At 39.5% G+C, this 19539-nt stretch carries 11 protein-coding genes; 9 read left to right on the forward strand and 2 right to left on the reverse strand.

Features of this window, described 5'->3' with window-relative positions; genetic code table 11:
• Positions 1-79 precede the first annotated feature (79 nt).
• Positions 80-1468, reverse strand: coding sequence for a Gfo/Idh/MocA family protein (locus PKC55_RS06685; protein ID WP_291124282.1), 1389 nt, complete (start codon positions 1466-1468; stop codon positions 80-82).
• 191 nt (positions 1469-1659) lie between these two features.
• Here PKC55_RS06685 and PKC55_RS06690 point away from each other — a divergent pair, with 191 nt between their 5' ends.
• From PKC55_RS06690 to PKC55_RS06730, 9 genes are all read left to right on the forward strand, one after another.
• Positions 1660-2238, forward strand: coding sequence for an RNA polymerase sigma-70 factor (locus PKC55_RS06690; protein ID WP_135104489.1), 579 nt, complete (start codon positions 1660-1662; stop codon positions 2236-2238).
• A gap of 62 nt (positions 2239-2300) precedes the next feature.
• The gene (locus PKC55_RS06695; RefSeq protein WP_291124280.1) at positions 2301-3284 is read left to right on the forward strand and encodes a FecR family protein; all 984 of its coding nucleotides are present in this window, start codon (positions 2301-2303) and stop codon (positions 3282-3284) included.
• A gap of 230 nt (positions 3285-3514) precedes the next feature.
• A complete protein-coding gene (locus PKC55_RS06700) occupies positions 3515-6934 on the forward strand; it encodes a TonB-dependent receptor (RefSeq protein WP_291124278.1) in 3420 nt (1139 codons plus the stop codon).
• A 29-nt stretch (positions 6935-6963) separates the two neighbouring features.
• Positions 6964-8580, forward strand: a complete 1617-nt coding sequence (locus PKC55_RS06705) for a RagB/SusD family nutrient uptake outer membrane protein (RefSeq protein WP_283686604.1) — start codon at positions 6964-6966, stop codon at positions 8578-8580.
• 62 nt (positions 8581-8642) lie between these two features.
• Positions 8643-11570, forward strand: coding sequence for a GH92 family glycosyl hydrolase (locus PKC55_RS06710; protein WP_324372385.1), 2928 nt, complete (start codon positions 8643-8645; stop codon positions 11568-11570).
• Positions 11571-11584: 14 nt separating this feature from the next.
• Positions 11585-12439 carry an endonuclease/exonuclease/phosphatase family protein gene (locus PKC55_RS06715; RefSeq protein WP_291124271.1) on the forward strand — a complete coding sequence of 285 codons (855 nt, stop codon included), beginning with the start codon at positions 11585-11587 and terminating at the stop codon, positions 12437-12439.
• Positions 12440-12507: 68 nt separating this feature from the next.
• Positions 12508-14472 carry an alkaline phosphatase gene (locus tag PKC55_RS06720; protein WP_291124269.1) on the forward strand — a complete coding sequence of 655 codons (1965 nt, stop codon included), beginning with the start codon at positions 12508-12510 and terminating at the stop codon, positions 14470-14472.
• A 122-nt stretch (positions 14473-14594) separates the two neighbouring features.
• Complete coding sequence (locus PKC55_RS06725; protein ID WP_291124267.1) at positions 14595-16049, forward strand: PA14 domain-containing metallophosphoesterase; 1455 nt, start codon at positions 14595-14597, stop codon at positions 16047-16049.
• Between the two features lie 225 nt (positions 16050-16274).
• Positions 16275-17882, forward strand: a complete 1608-nt coding sequence (locus PKC55_RS06730; RefSeq protein ID WP_291124265.1) for an MGH1-like glycoside hydrolase domain-containing protein — start codon at positions 16275-16277, stop codon at positions 17880-17882.
• Between the two features lie 54 nt (positions 17883-17936).
• Here the strand turns inward: PKC55_RS06730 and PKC55_RS06735 are convergent, their stop codons facing one another.
• Positions 17937-19475 (reverse strand): family 43 glycosylhydrolase, encoded by a 1539-nt coding sequence (locus tag PKC55_RS06735; RefSeq protein WP_291124263.1) that lies wholly within the window; start codon positions 19473-19475, stop codon positions 17937-17939.
• Positions 19476-19539 lie beyond the last annotated feature (64 nt).

Raw genomic sequence — 19539 nt, forward strand, 5'->3', positions numbered from 1 at the left:
TTATCCCTACCCCTTTCAACTAAAATGAATACCGACAACTCCTTTTCCTTTATCCTTTTATAAAGCCCTAAGAAGGGGATTACTGAGCAAATTTCAATCCTTTTATTTTATTCCACCCCCCACGTGTGAAGTCGGGAATCTCTACAGGAGCTGAATTATTGTCGAGCGAAATTTCCGTTAATGGTATCAGGCTGCACCATTCGGCAAGGTCATACACATCCATATCGAGCGGAAGCCCCCTTTGAAGACAATATATGAGACGATAGTCCATTATGAAGTCCATTCCTCCGTGTCCTCCGACTTTCTTAGCCTGATCTTCTATATCTTTTGCTATAGGGTGTTTATATTTCTCCATCAATGCCACTTGCACATCTTCGGGTACGAAGCTGTGAGCCGTCAGGTTTTCATGATTCTTGGTCAATGCAGGGTCAAGCTCTTCACTGTCTAATGCATATCCTTCTATCGGATATTTATTCGCAAATCCCTTTGTCCCGGTAAGCTGATACATACGATTGTATGGACGAGGTGATGTTACATTATGCTCTATCAATATAGATTTCCCATTCTCTGTTCCAATCATAGTGGTGGTATGATCTCCATTGCGAAAGCCTTTTACTTCTTCATTTCTATTCTTTTTCAAAAACTCAGGATTGCCTATCGCCTTCGTATCCATCGCAACCAAATAGTTCAGTTTATCGCCACGGTGTATATTCATTGCCTGACATACAGGTCCAAGTCCGTGCGTGGGATACACATCACCTCGGTGAGCTTTATTAAAGTCCATGCGCCAGTCGTTCCAGTACTCATCCCAATATGGTTGTAATCCATGAATATAAGCACCTTCGCCATGAATCACCTCACCCAACAATCCTTGCTGTACCATATTTAGGGTTGTGAGTTCGAAGAAATCATATACGCAATTTTCTAACTGCATACAATGCTTTCTGGTTTGCTCGGAGGTGTTGATCAATCCCCATATTTCATCCATTGTTACAGCAGCGGGAACTTCAATTGCCACATGCTTGCCGTCTTTCATCGCCTGAATACCTATTTTTGCATGCGACAACCAGTCTGTTGCCACATAAACAAGATCTACATTGGGAAGGGCTGTGACCTTACGCCACACAGAGGTGTCTCCATAAAACTCCTGAGCCTTAGGAAGGCCTTTTTCTTGTAGCATTTTATTTACTTTCTCTGTATTTTTTTGCTCTACATCACACAATGCAACAACCTCCACTCCCGGAATATAAGTCATTCGGTTCACAGCTCCGGGGCCTCGCATGCCTAAACCGATGAATGCTACACGCACCACAGGCAAGGGTTCGGTTCTCAACTCGAGTACATCTATTTGTCCTGCCGGACGCTCTTGAACAGGAGTTTTCAATAAGAGAGATTGTTCTTTTGGTTGCTGAGCTCCACAGTTAAACGATAACAAACATGAAGAAAATAAAATAATGAATTTTTTCATGGTGAATATTTTATGTTTAAAATATTTTACTTCAAGGTCTATATTTACAGATTAAAGATTAATCTTGTATTTTCTGAATATAAGGAAGGTATAAAGATAAGGGAAATCTTACATATTATTTTCTTAATTAACATTTAAGCCTGAAAATATATCATACATTTGCAGGATGTTTGTTATATATCAGTTTTCGAATGGAGAGGGAAAACACATATGATAGATTGTTTGATCTGATAAAAGAAGATGATCACAATGCCTTCGACAGGCTATATAATCTTTTTTATGCACCATTATGCGTATTTGCAAACAGATACATATCCGACCAAGACTCTGTTAGAGATTGCATACACGATGTGTTCTTAAAAATGTGGAGAGACCGAAAAAATATATTTATCAATACCTCTGTCCGTTCCTACCTACTTACTGCAACACGAAATCACTGCCTCAATTTGATAGAAAAGCAAAAAACACAAATGACATACGAGCAGTATATATTGAATACGTACGACCCCTACACTTCTGACGATTTATATTCTGTTGAGGAACTGGAAAATTTGATTGAAAAAGCAATAAATGAACTTCCCGAAAAATACAGGGAAGTATTCAGAATGAGCCGATTTGAACATCTTACTTATAAAGAAATAGCCGAAAGAAAAAATATTTCGATAAAAACAGTAGAAGCATACATGCATAAATCGCTGATTATATTATCGGTATCATTAAAAGATTTCCTGCCTTACGTTCTCCTTTTCCTTTTCTTCAACAAAAATTAATTTTTTTCATAGGGTGACCTATGAGTTATCTGTCTTATATATAGAAGCCACTAAATTCTATTATGGATAAAGAAAAATTTGAAAAGTTAATATTCAAGTTTCACAACAAAGAACTAAGCTCTGAAGAAAAAGTAGAGTTTGAGTCTTTTTTGTCGTCTTCTGACGAAGCTCGTAAGATATTCCATCAATGGAACCTTGTGTATAAGGCTTCGCAAGCACTGGCTATAAACAAAGAGATTCCTGAAATACCGTTCTCTTTGACGGAAAAGAAAACAATAAACTGGCGTCGCTGGCTAGCCAATTCGGCTGCAATCATCACAATTCCTTTGATATTAGGCTTCACATACCTGCTGATAGATAAGTACAAGACAGGCCCTGTGGTTTATAACGAAGTAGCTGCAACAAATGCCAAAGTAGTAAATATCTCTCTACCCGACGGGTCGAAAGTATCCCTGTATGCAGGGTCAACACTCAAATATCCTGATCGGTTTTCTGATGAAGAGCGACTTGTTATTTTAGACGGTGAAGGAACTTTTGAGGTGAAATCAAACCCAAAGAATCCTTTCTATGTAGAAACAGCAGACGGAACAAGGGTAAAAGCATACGGGACTAAGTTCTCGGTAAGAGATTATGATGCAGATAATACAATACAGGTATATCTGGAACGAGGTATTGTAGACTTCAATTCGCCAAGGCTAAATCATCCGATAACAATGAAGCCTGATACCCGATTGGTGTTTAACAAAACAGATAGAAAATATACAATATCAAACAGTACACCGAACGAGTATGACGCTTACGAACAAGGTATTTTATTATTCAACAATAGGCCACTCGAGGAAGTCGTACAAAAGTTGAATAGGGTTTATGGCGTAGATATTGTGATACAAGATGAGAGCCTGAAAGAATATCGCTTTACGGCGACGATCAAAGATGAATCAATATATCAGATAATGAACATGCTATCATTGAGTACACCTCAACTGGAATGGAAAAGACAAGGACAAAAAATAATATTAACTCAGAAACTTAAATCTAAAATTTAAAACCTAAAATCGAACCAGTATGAACAAAATGTGTTATTCCTTTTAATTAAAACTTAATATCGTCGAAGTGATTCCTTAAGAATAAGGATATTCATTTGTATGATGTTTTTTAAAACAAGAAAATTTATGAAAAGACATTACCACTTACTTCTAAGGGGGCTGGATTTTTTTGCTCCATCTGAACCCGTATTTTTCAACATTAACCTTAAAAAAAATATACCATGACATTAATGAAATTTATTTTAGGAGGGAAAAGCAAATATCTCTTATTTTTAGGGCTATTTTTAATGTCCTTCACCGTCCAATCGAAACGGATAGACAGCATTTCCATCAATAGAACAGGAGCTATCCGCTCTGTACTAAAAGAAATAGAAAAAGCGTCTTCTTACCACTTTATGTATAACGACAAACTTATCAACACAGATAAGATTGTATCGATAAATGTAAAAGACAGACCGGTAAATGAAATACTAAATTCACTATTCGAAGATTCGAACATCACTTATACCATAGTAGATGATCAGATTATATTATCTGTTGCCGGAACAAAAAACACAACAGATAGTAGACAATCTACACAACCTATTAAAGGTACGATAAAAGATGCTACAACCAACGAACCAATGATTGGAGTTTCTGTTGTGGAAAAAGGAACCACCAACGGTACAATTACAGACATAGATGGTGCATATACTTTAAGCGTAAAAGAGAATTCAACTCTAATATTTTCATTCCTTGGGTATAAACAGCAGAGCATAGCTATAGGTAATAGAAGCACTATAGACGTATTATTAGAAGAGGATGTACATCAACTATCTGAGGTTGTAGCTATAGGTTATGGATCTGCACGCAAGCAAGATTTATCAATGGCTGTTTCAACTATACAGATTGATGAATCTATGAAAAGTCGCCCTTCTGACTTTAATACACTTTTGCAAGGTAGAGTTTCAGGTCTTACTATACAATCGGCTGGAGGAGATCCTCTAAAAGCCGGAACTATTTCTATCCGTGGACGTGGATCGAGAGGTAATGATGGAGATCCAAGCAGTGGTGACGGAATCTTATATGTTGTAGATGGGGTACCGAATGCTCCTTTTAATATGGCAGATGTAGAATCTGTAACTGTATTAAAGGATGCTGCTTCTGCCGCTATCTATGGTGCATCAGTCGGATCTGGAGGTGTGATCATTATCACAACAAAACAAGCGCAGGCCGGCAAAGCAAAAGTTAGCTTGAATATTTACCAAGGTATTCAAAACGTATCTAAAATCCCAGATGTACTTTCTGCAGAACAATATAATCAAGTATGGGCTAAAGCCATTGCTGACAAGTCTCCAGGAAGCTCATCGGTATTACCCACGGTTGCTAATCCACAAATATATCCCTATGGAAATGTAACTCGGACAAAATGGCTTGATGAAGTATTCCGAACTGCATATCAACAACACTATGATCTGAATATAACAGGAGGTACTGATATTATTAAAGCTTTAACTTCTGTTTCATACGATCGTAACGAAGGTATTCTTCTAAATACGTATAAAGAAAGTCTGAATGCAAAGATGAATTTGGATTTTCAGTTAACAAAATGGATGAAAGCTACTCAACGTGCAACATTCCAATATACAAATGGACAAGGAGATGTAAATACCAGTAGCCATCAAGGTGTTCTTATAGGATCGGTATTTTACCCTAGTTCGGCAACGATCTACGAATATAGTGAAGATGGAGAACTTGTATACGACAGTTATGGAAAACCATTATACGGAGGCACTATTCCTAAGTGGGCCGCCGCAACAGGTATCTCCGGATATGGAGAAATAAGAAATCCTGTAGCAACACTTGAACGTCTTAGACAGAATAGGCCATCTTCAACAATATATTCAACTACTAGCATAGAGATAAAGCCAATTAGTCGTTTGACTATCAAATCGGACTTTACAGCAGGCCTAAGATCCGATCGGTATGAATATTTTAGTTCAAGAGTACCTGAAATAGGACTTATTATTGACGATAATTCACGCGGCATATCCACCTCATGGCATACAAACTGGGTATGGGAAACTACCGCAACCTACGCTCAATCATTCAACGACAAACATAACATCAGTTTATTAGGTGGGTATACAATGAGTAAAGATAATGATAGATGGACTAGAACAGTAGTTACAGACTTTGACAAAGAAGATGAACATTCTACGGTTTTTCCTAGCGGAAACAATTGGACAAAAAACAAACCGGAAGAGACAATATGGGATGAGTCTTTGATATCCATGTTTGGACGTGTCGGCTACTCTTTTGACGACAAGTACTTTGCAACAGCGAGCATACGTCGCGATGCGACATCAAAACTCTATAAAGATAATAACTCAGGAGTATTTCCTGCATTTTCTGCATCATGGAAAATTTCATCCGAACCGTTCTTCCATGGATTAAAGCAACATATTGATCTGCTAAAGATAAGAGGGAGCTGGGGACAGGTCGGTAACGTTAAATTGGTACCTCGATACTCTTCAGACGTACCACTATCTTATGTTCAATATCCTCTTATATACGGAGAAAACCTTGATCAAGTTTATTATGGAGTTTACTCAAGTTCTTTATCCAACAAAAACCTGAAGTGGGAGACTACCGAACAAACAGGTATAGGATTAGATCTTACAATGTTGAAAAAATCTTTAGATATCACTGTTGACTACTTTCACAAAACGACAAAAGACCTGATTGAATATATGGCTGTACCTTCTGTCGCTGGGGTCGAAACAGCCCCTTTCGGAAATGTAGGTAAGGTTGTAAATAAAGGTTGGGAATTTGCTGCTACATATAGAAAGACAATAAATGATATAAACTTTAACATATGGGGAAATCTTAGTAGTGTAACAAGCGAAGTAAAAGATCTTGGAGATCTACCTTTCTTACAACACAGTACAACAATGAATAGTATGCAACCTCTACGCTCTGCTGTTGGTGAACCGTGGTATTCTTATTATCTAATAAAAACAGATGGTATTTTCCAAAATCAGGCAGAGATAGATAATTATACAAAAGATGGTAAAAAAATACAACCTAATGCAGTTCCTGGAGATATCAAATTTATAGATTTCAATAATGATGGAACCATTTCAGATAATGATAAACAATATCTAGGGAGTTATTTACCTAAAATCACTTACTCATTCGGTGGTGGTTTCAATATGAAAGGATTTGACTTTAGTTTTATGTTTCAGGGAATATCCAATGTGGAAATTTTTAATGGATTCAAACAGATGGGAATGACTGGAAGGGATGTTGGTAACAATATGTTAGCTGATGTATTGAATTCATGGAATTATAATCCGAATTCAGGAATTCCTCGCCTTTCTATAGCCGGAGATAGTAACGGGAACTATTCTAAAGTATCTGATTTCTTCCTTGAAAGCGGATCATACCTACGCCTCAAAAATATAACATTGGGATATACATTACCCGTAAAAACAATGACCTCTCTAGGCTTAGCAAAAAGTAGCGTACGGTTCTATATAAGCGGAGATAATTTAGCAACTTTTACAAACTACAGTGGTTTTGACCCTGAAGTTGGCAATTTCGGTCTTGATGGAGGTAACTATCCTGTTGCCAGATCATTCAGACTTGGGTTAAATGTAAATTTCTAACATAGCATTTTTCAAAAAAAATTACAATTATGAATATATTAAAATATAGCAGAATAAGTATCATTTTAGCAGTTATGTTCATTACTGCTAGTTGTAGCGACTTTCTTCAACCCGATCCATATGGAGCAGGAACAACTGGTAATTTCTGGAAAACTGAAGACGATGTAAAACAGGCTATAAATGCTTTTGCCAGTAGATATGCATATTGGGAAGGTACAGCGGGCCGTGGAATAATGTGGTTTGAGAATTGTAGTGATAACATGGTAACAGGCCGTAATAGCTCGGGAGGTGACGCCATTAAAAATTTTGAAATGGTAGCAGGCAACGACCGTGATGTAAAACAATTATGGCCTCGTATGTACCAACTAATAGCTATGACAAACGATGTATTCCGTTATGTGCCGGGAATGAATATATCAGAGGCTCTAAAAAGTAATGCTCTAGGTCAAGCTCACTTTTATAGAGGATTTGCCTACCTATGGTTATCTCCGTACTATGGCGACAATGGAACTAATGGAGGAATTCCTATTATGACAGAAAACACACCTTTAGATAATTTAGATCAGCCTCGTCCTGCTTCTGTCCTCGAAAACTACGATATGATAATAGATGACTTATATAAAGCAGGAGATCTGCTCCCTCTCTTCTCTCAATTAAGCTCTAATGACTATGGGCGTCCCCACAAAGCTGCAGCTTGGGCTTTCGGAGCACGCGCAGCACTATATGCAGCCCAGTATGATGCAAAATACTACGATACTGTAATCGATTTTTGTAATAAAATAATGGCTCTAACAGGGGAAGATAAGCGTGAATTATTTGATGACGGATCAGCTAATCCTTTTGCAAAATTGTTTACAAAAGAGAATAATTTTTGCAAAGAGTATTTATTCTCTATATTGGGAAATGAGATAGAGGGGCCTAAATTCCATGGAATGTCTTTCCAAAATGGAGGTTTTGGGTATTACAATACATGGGGATACTTCCAACCAACTAAGGAGCTGTATGATGCTTTTGAACCAAATGATGTCCGTCGCGAATCTACAATATTGTCTCCAGGTGAAGAAATCACATTCATTGGTCATAAAATTACATGGGCTGTTAATCCTGCAAATATATCAAGCCCTACTGGTATGACCTTCCGTAAATTTATGTCCATATTTGAAGCTGCTGACTGTATTGGAAAAGATGTAAGTACAAATGGAGATAATCAAAGTAATAGATTAGGGCAGGTACTTATCCGCTATGCTGATGTATTATTAATGAAGGCTGAAGCTCTTATTTGGAAAAACGGTGAAGGTGATGCAGAAGCGAAAGCCCTTCTCAATCAAATTCGCAAACGAGCCAGAATACCAGAGAATAGTACAGCAACCAAAACAGAATTAAAAAATCAACGTCGTTGCGAACTAGCGTTCGAGTTCATGCCTAGTCGTCATTTAGATTTAGTTCGCTGGGGAGATGCTAAAGAAACCTATGCAAGTCCTTTGCATGGTTATCAAACAACTACAGATGGAAAGGATATCACCTCCAAAACGGTGATTCAAGTATGGAAAGCTCGCTCTTATGATCCGAACAAAAACCACGTATTTGCCATTCCAGCTGATGAAATATCAAAAAGCAAAAATCTGAAACAAAATAAAGGATATTAATACCCTTATTTACAATATTCCGGAGGGATTAATCTCTCCGGAATATTAAAAAATCTATTTTAATGAAGAAATTAATACACTCATTATTTGTCGCAATTTTACTTTATAGCTGTACAAATCTACCTAAAAACCCTATCGACTATGTAGACCCATTTATCGGAACAGGTTTTCATGGACACACATATCCCGGAGCTACCACTCCGTATGGAGCAATACAGTTGAGCCCCGACACCCGTACAGGAGACTGGGATGCATGTTCGGGCTATCATTATAGCGATTCTTCTATTTTAGGATTTTCGCACACACACCTTAGTGGAACAGGCTGTGCCGATCTGGGCGACGTGCTTTTCCATCCTACCACCAAAGACATAAAACCGGTATCGAAAGGTTATATTTTCGAGCCTCTTGCCTTTTCGCATCAAGACGAAAAAGCCTCACCCGGATATTATTCGGTTCTATTTAAAGAAGAAGGTATTAAAGCTGAACTGACAGCTACAACATATACAGGTGTACACCGATACACCTTCGAAAAAGATAAAAACCAAGCCATAATTATAGACATGGCGCATGTGTTGGCCGAAGAAGTTATCGACTCGCTCGTTATCAGGCAATCGGCAAACAATGAAGTGTCGGGAATGAGAAGAAGTCAAGGATGGGTAACCAATCAGTATGTGTTCTTCGTTGCTCAGTTTTCAAAAGATATCCAGTCTTTCGACTTAGTTAACGATGGTGCCATTCTGGACAATGACGCCAAACCTAAAACGAATAATCAGCAAGCCGTTCTCAAATTTGGTTCTTCGGATGGTACACCCATTATAGCTAAGGTTGCTTTCTCGGTTGTAAGTGAAGAGAATGCACGAAAAAACCTGAGCCACGATGTCGAAGATTTCGACTTTGATGTAGTACACAATCAAGCCCGCAACCTTTGGTCTGAAGCATTATCGGAAATCGTTGTAGAAGGCGGAAACGAACATGATTTGAAAAACTTCTATACCGCCATATATCACTCAAAAGTAGTACCCAATATAATGAGCGACGTAAACGGACAGTTTCGCCGCCATGATATGAAGGTTGGTATATTGCCTGAGGGAGAGAAATATTATTCTACATTTTCTATTTGGGATACATTCCGTGCATGGAATCCTCTCATTACACTAACAGATACTACATTGGTAAATAATATTATCAACTCTTACCTCGATATGTATGATGCCTCGGGAGAGCTTCCTATCTGGCCGCTATCTGCCGGAGAAACAGGGACTATGATCGGCTACCACTCGGTATCGGTAATAGCCGATGCTTACATGAAAGGAATACGAGGTTTTGATATTGCTAAGGCTTATGAAGCCATGAAGGTTTCGTCCGATAAAAACAAAAAAGGTTCTGACTATTATATCAAATACGGATTTATACCTTCAAACATAAAACGAGAGTCAGTGTCATGCCTTCTCGAATATGCATACGACGATTGGTGTATTGCACAAATGGCAAAAGAGTTAGGGAAAGATGATGATTATAAAGTATATACAGAAAGAGCACTATCATACATCAATGTATTTGACGGACATACCAAATTTTTTAGAGGTAAACGTATGGACGGAAATTGGGACAGCCCTTTCAATCCTTTTGAACCGGGACGTGCATATACAGAAGCTACTGCATGGCAATACCGATTCTTTGTACCGCATGATGTAAATGGTCTTATACAGCTCTTCGGGGGGAAAGATGAATTCACCTCGCAGCTGGATAGCCTCTTTGTTGTGGAATCGAAAGTTGACGGACACATGTCGGATATCACAGGACTCATAGGGCAATATGCGCACGGCAACGAACCGAGCCATCATATGGCATACCTATACAATTATGTCGGTCAGCCGTGGAAAACCCAGGCTATGACGCGCCGCATACTATCCGAGATGTACCAGCCGACTCCTGAGGGAATCAGTGGTAACGAAGATTGCGGGCAGATGTCTGCTTGGTATATCCTTAGCAGTATGGGTATTTACCCTGTATGCCCGGGCTCGAATGAATTTTCGTTGACAACTCCGCTGTTTGAAAAAGCAACAATTAAATTAGCGAACGGAAAAACATTGACTATCAAGGCTAATCACCCTGAAAAGAATGTGTATATCAACAAGGTTTCTCTCAACGGAAAGGAGATAGCTGCTAATTACATTACCTACCAAGAACTAATGCAAGGAGGGGTACTCGATTTCAACTTGTCATCCACCCCAAACAAGTCCAGAGGCATAGCAGAATCTGACTATCCGCATTCGATGACTACAGGAAAGATTGTTTCGATACCATATACAACAAAAGATCTGGATCTCTTCATCGACAATACAACTGTTGATTTGCATTCGGCGACAAAAGATGTGAAAATTTATTACACCCTCGACGGGAAAGAGCCAACCGAAGAATCAGCACTCTATTCCGAGCCAATAGCAATAGCGGCAACTACAACGATCAAAGCTCGTGCATATAAAGATGGATTTATCCCGAGCCGTATATTTACGATTCAAGCCACAAAGGCTGTATTCAAGAACCCTGTATCAGCCTTGGCCAAAGAGAATGGTACAAACTTTCATTATTACGAAGGATATTTCAGTGCTGTAGACCAGATACAGAAGGCGCCTCTCGTAGAGAAAGGAATAATAGTCGAACCATCAATAAACGGAGCAAAACAAGCAGATCATTTTGCATTTATATTCACAGGTATTATCTTTGTACCAGAAGATGGCGTCTATGAATTCATGACTACCTCCGACGACGGTAGTGTCTTGTATGTTGATAGTATAAAGATAGTTGACAACGATGGTTCGCATGCAGCCATATCTGCCACCGGCCGAATTGCCCTGAAAAAAGGCCACCACACATACAAGCTCCAATACTTTGAGGATTACGAAGGAGAGCACCTGAGTTGGGGTTGGAAAAAACCAACATCCGAGAAGTTTGAGAATATACCAGCATCTAATTTATTCATAAAATAAAAAACCTTGATAAGATGAAAAAGTTATTTTATTTTCTTGCTGTAATCGTACTATTGACTTCATGTAATAGCAAGCCGGTAGACCTCAATGTAATGAGCTTCAACATTCGTTACGATAATCCTGACGACAGCCTGAACAACTGGCAGTACAGGAAAGATGTTGCGGCAAAGACGATAAAGAATCAGAATGCTGATATCGTAGGAACACAAGAGGTGCTTGTAAACCAGCTGAACGACTTAAAATCTCGCCTACCCGAATATAATACGATAGGAGTAGGTCGTGAAGACGGTATCGAACAGGGAGAATACAGTGCTATATTATATAAGAAGGATAGATTCAAGGAAATAAAATCCGGTTACTTCTGGCTGAGCGAAACACCCGAAGTGGCGGGGTCTAAAGGTTGGGATGGAGCTTGTGAGCGCATCGCTACATGGGCTATACTGGAGGATATAAGCAGCAAAAAACAACTTTTCTTTATCAATACACACCTCGATCATGTAGGTAAAATAGCGCGTCAGGAAGGTGTAACTTTATTGCTAAGCAGAGCAAACGCTCTTGCTAACGGTTTGCCTATCATTATGACGGGAGACTTTAATGCGACACCCGAATCGGATGTAATCAAACACGTTACAGATGTGAATAGTCCTAAACATCTTATCCATTCGAAAGATATTGCAGTAGAGAAAAGCGGTACAGACTGGACATTCCACGGATTTGGAAAAGTACCGATGGAAAGACGTGAGTTTATCGATTATGTTTTTGTAAGCAAAGGCATCAAGGTAGCTAAACACAGTGTACTCCCTGAAAAATTGGACGATACATTTATTTCAGACCATTCTGTCGTAGTTGCTCAAATAGAAATAAAATAATTATAGAATTTGTGCTATCCTGCGTGTAACGAAGTATAGTCAACAACAATCAAAAAAGGTTTTTAATCATGAGACATATTTTAAACAAAATATATTTATTAGTCTTGTTGACAGGGTTGATAAGTATATCTATCAATGCACAACAACGGATACTCATTCACTCTCATAACGATTATGAGCAAAGAGTTCCGTTTTATCAGGCTTATGCGCAGCAAGTAGCATCTATAGAAGCTGATATTTACACCACAGGGAAAGCCAATGAATTGAAGGTAGCACACGATCTGAAGGACGTAGTCAATGCCCCGACTATAGACGAGGCATATATCACCCCATTGGTCAATCTATTTAAACAAAATGGCGGGGGACCTTGGAAAAACTCAGATAAAACGCTTATTCTTTTGGTAGATCTGAAAACTCCGGCAAATCCGACTTTGGATATATTAGTATCCAAACTGAAAGCCTATCCTCAGGTTTTCGACGCTACGGTTAACCCTTATGCCGTAAAGGTTGTTATATCGGGGAATCGTCCTGCCGAGAAAGATTATTCTAAATATCCATCATTTATTTCATTCGATGGATATAAAACAGACTATACGCCCGAACAGCTGAAAAGAATAGCAATGATAAGCCTTTCTTTTGCCGACTATTCGGTATGGAACGGTAAAGGATCTATTAAAAAAGCCGAGTTGGAGAAAGTCGTAAAAGTGATCAATGAAGTACACGCATTGGGCAAGCCTATCCGTTTTTGGGGAACTCCCGATGGCGTTACCGCATGGAATACATTCCACAATCTAGGGATAGATTACATTAATACCGACCGCCCTGAAGCGTGTGCTGATTATTTCTCGCATTTCGACAATAAGAATTACCAAATAGGGAAGAATGAAGATATAACCGATGATGTAGCACGTGCCAAAAGGCTGGATAGAACAACAGTCGGATTTCAAGGTTTTAACAACAAGCTTCTGCAACTATCGAAAGGTATCAACGTATATACCCCTACTTACAAGAATGATGGAAGCAACAAGCCTATCAAGAATATTATATTTCTTATTGGTGACGGTACAGGACTTGCTCAATTACAAGCAGGAGCTACAGTAAATAATGCCAATTACAAAAACGGAAACGGACTGACAATCTTCAATATGAAATATGTGGGATTGCAAAACACCAGTGCCAAAGATTCCTATACAACTGATTCTGCCGCAGGAGGCAGCGCATTAGCGACAGGCGAACTCCACAACAACCGCCATATCAGCATGAGTGAAGATGGAGTAGCATACCCATCGATGGCAGATGTAATGTATGCTGCGGGATATGCCTGCGGGGTTGTAACACTGGGTAATGTTGCCGATGCTACCCCTGCCGCTTTTTACGGACACTCGGTAGAAAGAGATAACTCTGACGAAATAACTTCGTATTTGCTCGATGGAAAACTAACCCTTCTGAACGGTGCCGGTATGTCTGTTTTCACACGTCGGAACGATGGCAAGGATATTTTGAGCGAATTGAAAAAACAGTATAGAATCAGCACATCTGTTGACGATATCAATACTGATAACAAGAAGGTTATCTGTATTGACGAAAGAATGGATCTGGCAGCATCGGAAGAAACACTGACAATGCTTGCCGACGCCACAAATCAGGCAATCAAGAAACTATCGACAACAAATGACAAAGGGTTCTTCCTGATGGTAGAGGGTGCAAAAATAGATTATGCCGGACATGCCAATTCTTTTCCGGGTTCTGTAATGGAAACATTAAGCTTCGACTTGGCGGTGAAAGCAGCCCTTGAGTTTGCAGATAGTAATGGCGAAACATTGGTTGTAGTAACAGGCGACCACGAAACAGGAGGTCTTACATTGGTGGACGGAAATGTTGCCAACGGACATCTCACAGCACGCTATATGACCGACGACCACACTCCGCTTATGCTGCCTGTTTTTTCTTACGGACCGGGTTCATCCGAATTCATAGGAGTGTATAAGAATACTCAGATTTTTCATAAGATGAAAAAATTATTAGGATTGTAAAAAATAATTATACCATCTCTGCCATGCTGAGGCACGAAGCATCCCAAAGCTGAACAGTTTTATAAAAGGGAACAAGACACTTCGTTACACTCGGTATGACAGAGAGAATACAGATAAAGGCCATGAGAAAATATACACTAATACTCGTAACTCTCTTTTGCGCAATTACGTTATTCGCACAAAAGAATAACATACAACTGAAATTCAATAAGGACGGTTATTTCAAGATCGCCCAATTTACAGACCTGCATTGGAGCAACAACTCTCCTAATTGCAGCAAGACTGTTGATGTGATCAAACATGTTTTGGCAACCGAAAAGCCGGATATCGCTATCCTTACGGGTGACGTAGTAACCGATATGCCTGCCAAAGAAGGATGGAAATCTATTGGCAAAATATTTGAAGAGGCTAAAACACCCTGGGCTGTCACCTTGGGAAATCACGATGAAGAAGCAGGGCTTACCCGTGATGAGGTGTTTGATCTTATCGCAAACTACCCTTACTTTATCGGAGAAAAAGGGCCAGAGCTATCGGGATCGGGAAACTATCCGTTAGAAGTTAAGGCATCAAAAGGAGCTAAGACTGCAGCTGTATTGTATTGCATCGACTCGCACAACAAACCATCTGCACACAAGTACGGGCATTACGACTGGATACACTTCGATCAGATAGACTGGTACAGAAAAACCAGTGATAAATATACCGCACAAAACGGCGGAACACCGCTTCCTGCTCTTGCATTCTTCCATATTCCTATACTGGAGTATAACAACGTCGTTGGAAAAGAAAAGACCATCGGCAATAAAGAAGAAGAGGTTGCCTCTCCGGAAATAAATTCAGGAATGTTTTGCTCGATGGTAGAGAAGAAAGACGTAATGGGTGTGTTTGTAGGGCACGACCACGATAACGACTATATAGGTATCGATCAGGGAGTAGCTCTCGCATTCGGACGGACAACAGGAGTAGACGCTTACGGTAAATTAGAGAGAGGCGGACGAATTATCAAAATGTATGAAGGTAAAAACCAGTTCGACACATGGATACGCACACCAAAAGGTATCGAGTTTGAATATTATTATCCTTCAGGCCTGTCTTCTGCCGACGAACAAGCAACGGAGTATTTGCCTGCAAAAAACATTCAGGTAAAACAACAAGGAGTAGAGTACAAGTATTACGAAGCCGATTTTAAACTGACCCATACAGATATGATCGCTTCTGCTAAACTTGTAAAAGAAGGTACGATGAACAATTTTTCGATTGCCTCTGCTACAGCTAAAGATTCTATGGCATTTGTATTCAAAACATATATCAAAATACCCGAAAAGGGCGTTTATCAATTTTATACTTTCTCCGACGATGGTTCGAAGTTATTGATTGACGGCCAAACCGTTGTAGACAACGATGGCTCTCACAGCCTGAAACGTGCCGAAGGAAAGATTGCTCTCGAAGCCGGATATCACGAATTGAAGTTGTTATATTTCGAAAACTATATGGGAGAATTTCTCGAAGTAGGTCTTTCGAGCCGCAGTATCAGAGAAGATATTATTCCTGATAATATGTTGTATATTGCAAAATAGTTTATCTATATAAGGACACTGTCTTATGTTTCTTATTCTATCCTACCGGAGATGATACTTCTCTTCGTTGAGCGTGATAAAAAATAGAGAAAGGTGACAGATAAAAAACAGAACAAAAAGTGTCACTTTTGTCACCTTTTATTTATATCATACAGGTTATAAGGCTTATATAAAAACAGTATATTTGTAAAAAGTAACAATAAAAATCGATTATAATACCCTAAGATGAAAAGACTTGTTAGTTTAATTATTCTAAGCTGCATCGTAACATTCAACCTCTTCTCTCAAGAAAATGAAGAGGTGCCACCAAAATACAACCTGCCATACAAAAATACGTATGTAAAGGAAGCTTTGGTTACAGAGAATGAATACCGTATAGCAAAACCCGAGGAAGTAATTCCTAAGAGCTTCGAGGAGGCTAAGAATATATTGCCCAGTCCTATTTGGGAAGGTCATGCGAAAGAAATAGAGATGTACTGGAAAGCATGGCAAATCGCGATCAGCAATATCCGTCAGCCACAAAAAGGTTCGGGCTTTGTTTCCAGTTATCTGGATACAGCTTATAACGGAAATATCTTTATGTGGGATTCATCTTTTATGATGATGTTTGCACGCTATGGATACCGCTTTTTCCCATTCCAACATACATTGGATAACTTCTACGCCAAACAGCATCCCGATGGATTCATTTGCCGCGAAATCAAAGCCGATGGAGCAGATTGCTTCGAGCGTTACGACCCGACAAGCACCGGACCTAACCTGTTGCCATGGAGTGAGATGTTATACTACAAGCAGTATGGCGATAACGAACGCTTAGAAAAGATATTCCCGGCACTATGTGCATATTACAAATGGCTGAAACTAAACCGTACATGGCCTAATGGAACATACTGGTCGAGCGGTTGGGGAACAGGTATGGACAACATGCCACGTGTACAGCCTCAGTATAATATGATATATAGTAACGGACACATGGTATGGCTGGATGCATGCCTGCAACAAATATTGATGGCAAATGTATTGCTCGAAATAGGTTTCTATCTGGAACGCTGGCAAGAGATCGAAGAATTTGAGGACGAGATAAAAATGCTTACCAAATATGTACACGACAATCTTTGGGACGAAAAAACGGGATTCTTGTACGATCAGTATGCTGATGGTAGTCTGAGTACAACGATGGGGATGCCTGCATTCTGGGCATTGCATACCGATGTATTGGATGCTAAGCAACTGGATAGAATGGTGAAGCATTTGGACGATCCTAAAACATTCAACCGTCCCCACAGAGTTCCATCTCTTTCGGCCGACAATCCGAAATATAACCCGAGAGGACGCTACTGGCAAGGTGGTGTTTGGCCGGGAACCAACTATATGGTCATCACGGGACTTGATAAGAAAGGATATACAAAGCAAGCGAAGGAGATAGCCAAGAACCATTACAATAATGTTTTTGAAGTATACAAGAACACAGGAACATTCTGGGAGTATTATGCACCCGAAGCCGCCGAACCGGGATTTATGGCTCGCAAAGACTTTGTGGGTTGGACAGGTCTTCCCCCTATCGCGGTATTTATAGAGTATATCTTAGGTATCCGTTCCGACTACGCCAATCATTCTGTCACATGGGATATTACTCAGACCGAAGCACACGGGATAGAGCGCTATCCATACGGCCCTGATGGCTTGGTTTCCTTTAAAGTTAATAAGCGTAATTCGTCTGATGAAACACCATCGGTTACGATTGATTCGAACGTTGCTTTCGAGTTAACATTGCTTTGGGGAAAAGACAAGAGTAAAAAGGTAAGTGTTCAGGTAGGCAAGCAAACTATTTGATAATCATATAAAAGGAGCTGCCTTAGGAATTGAATTCTTAAGGCAGCTTCTTTATTATTTTATATTCGTCATCTTAAAGGAAGAGAATTCAGCAGGCTGAGATGTGTCTCCTATTTGTATTATTCCTGGACGGGCAACTCTATCCCATCGGGTTAAATAATCGGCTTGAATAGGAGTCTCATTTATCTTCGTCCAGTTTTTCCCATCCTTACTCCAAAAGAAAGTCATATAACAACCTTTCTCTACCTGAGCTCTGAGATAGACAAGCTTCTGTGATATTATTGAATTATAGATCGACGATTGCTGACCATCTTTTATTGACTTCAACTCTAACTTTCCACCTGATACACTCCATACTATGAGATTCTTATCATCTCCATACATGGTAAGCCCTTTTATACTCTTATTGCTATTATTCACCAATGTTTCATAAGTATAATAAGGCGTTTGCGGACGTAAGCATAATGCTGTTCCCCAATCATTCCCTTGTTTTGGAGTGCCACTAAGCAGAAGTTTTCCATTCCGAAATTCAGTCTTTATATCTGAATAAGGAAAGTTCCAAGTCCAATCTATTTTTAATGTACTACCTTCGAATCTATCTCCAAAATCAGCAACTCCCATCTGCACAGTTCCGGGATATGGCATAGCTTGCTCTGATTTACCGGCTGTTCCAGTGCGGAAATGTGGCCAACTATCGTCTCCCATATACATCTCTTGTAATACAGGTTGTCGTCCGGCAAAAAAGCCTTCACCTTTGAAGTAGGCATGAAATAGATAAAACAAACGCCCATCGGGAGTATCTACTGCTGTTCCATGTCCGCAGGATAGATAATCTCCACCACCGCCATGCAGAATTGGATTGCCAGAATACTTCTCATAAGGCCCTTTAAAACTTTTTGAACGGGCAACATATACATCATAATCACTTTGCGGCCCGCAACAACTATGAGGTGAGTAAACGATATAATAATAATCTCCTTTCTTGAAATGATATTGACCTTCCATCCCGATCCGCTCATCATCCTTCAATAATGAGAAGGGCTCTCCAATCAATTTTAAGCCATCATCAGACAATTTACTAGCGAGTATCTCTATCGGTCTATTATCGAGCCCGTACGCCTTCCATGATATATATAGCTGCCCGTTGTCGTCATAGATAAATGCATCGATCGCTTCTTTTCCAAATTCGACCAAAAGACCATGATCTGTAAATTCATCTGTAGGACTATTTGCTGTAGCAACACCTATGTATGATATTCCATCGGACTTTCGTCGCGCCGTATAATAGCAATAGACCTTATCGTTATGATAAAACAATTCGGGAGCCCAAAAAGAGTTGGAAGTCCATTCGGGTCGCTTCTCAAATATATGCCCGATCTGCGTCCAGTTAACCAAGTCTTTTGAAGTAAATAGCGGATAGTGCGGAGCCCATTCGGAAGAGGTAGCAGTTGCATAATAGGTAGCACCTATTCTTATCACAGAGGGATCTGCCATATCTCCACGAATAACGGGATTCCGGAAGTAGTTCTGCTGACTCTTTAGACTAGAAATAAGGACAAGGATAAACAAGAGGATAAAACAAACTTTATTCATGATAAAATATTATTAGATCTTTACTTTTCTCGGAATTGTTCTCCGTTAGAAAGATATGTTTCAA

Source organism: Dysgonomonas sp., from assembly GCF_035323175.1.
In the GTDB taxonomy this organism is placed as follows: Bacteria; Bacteroidota; Bacteroidia; order Bacteroidales; family Dysgonomonadaceae; genus Dysgonomonas.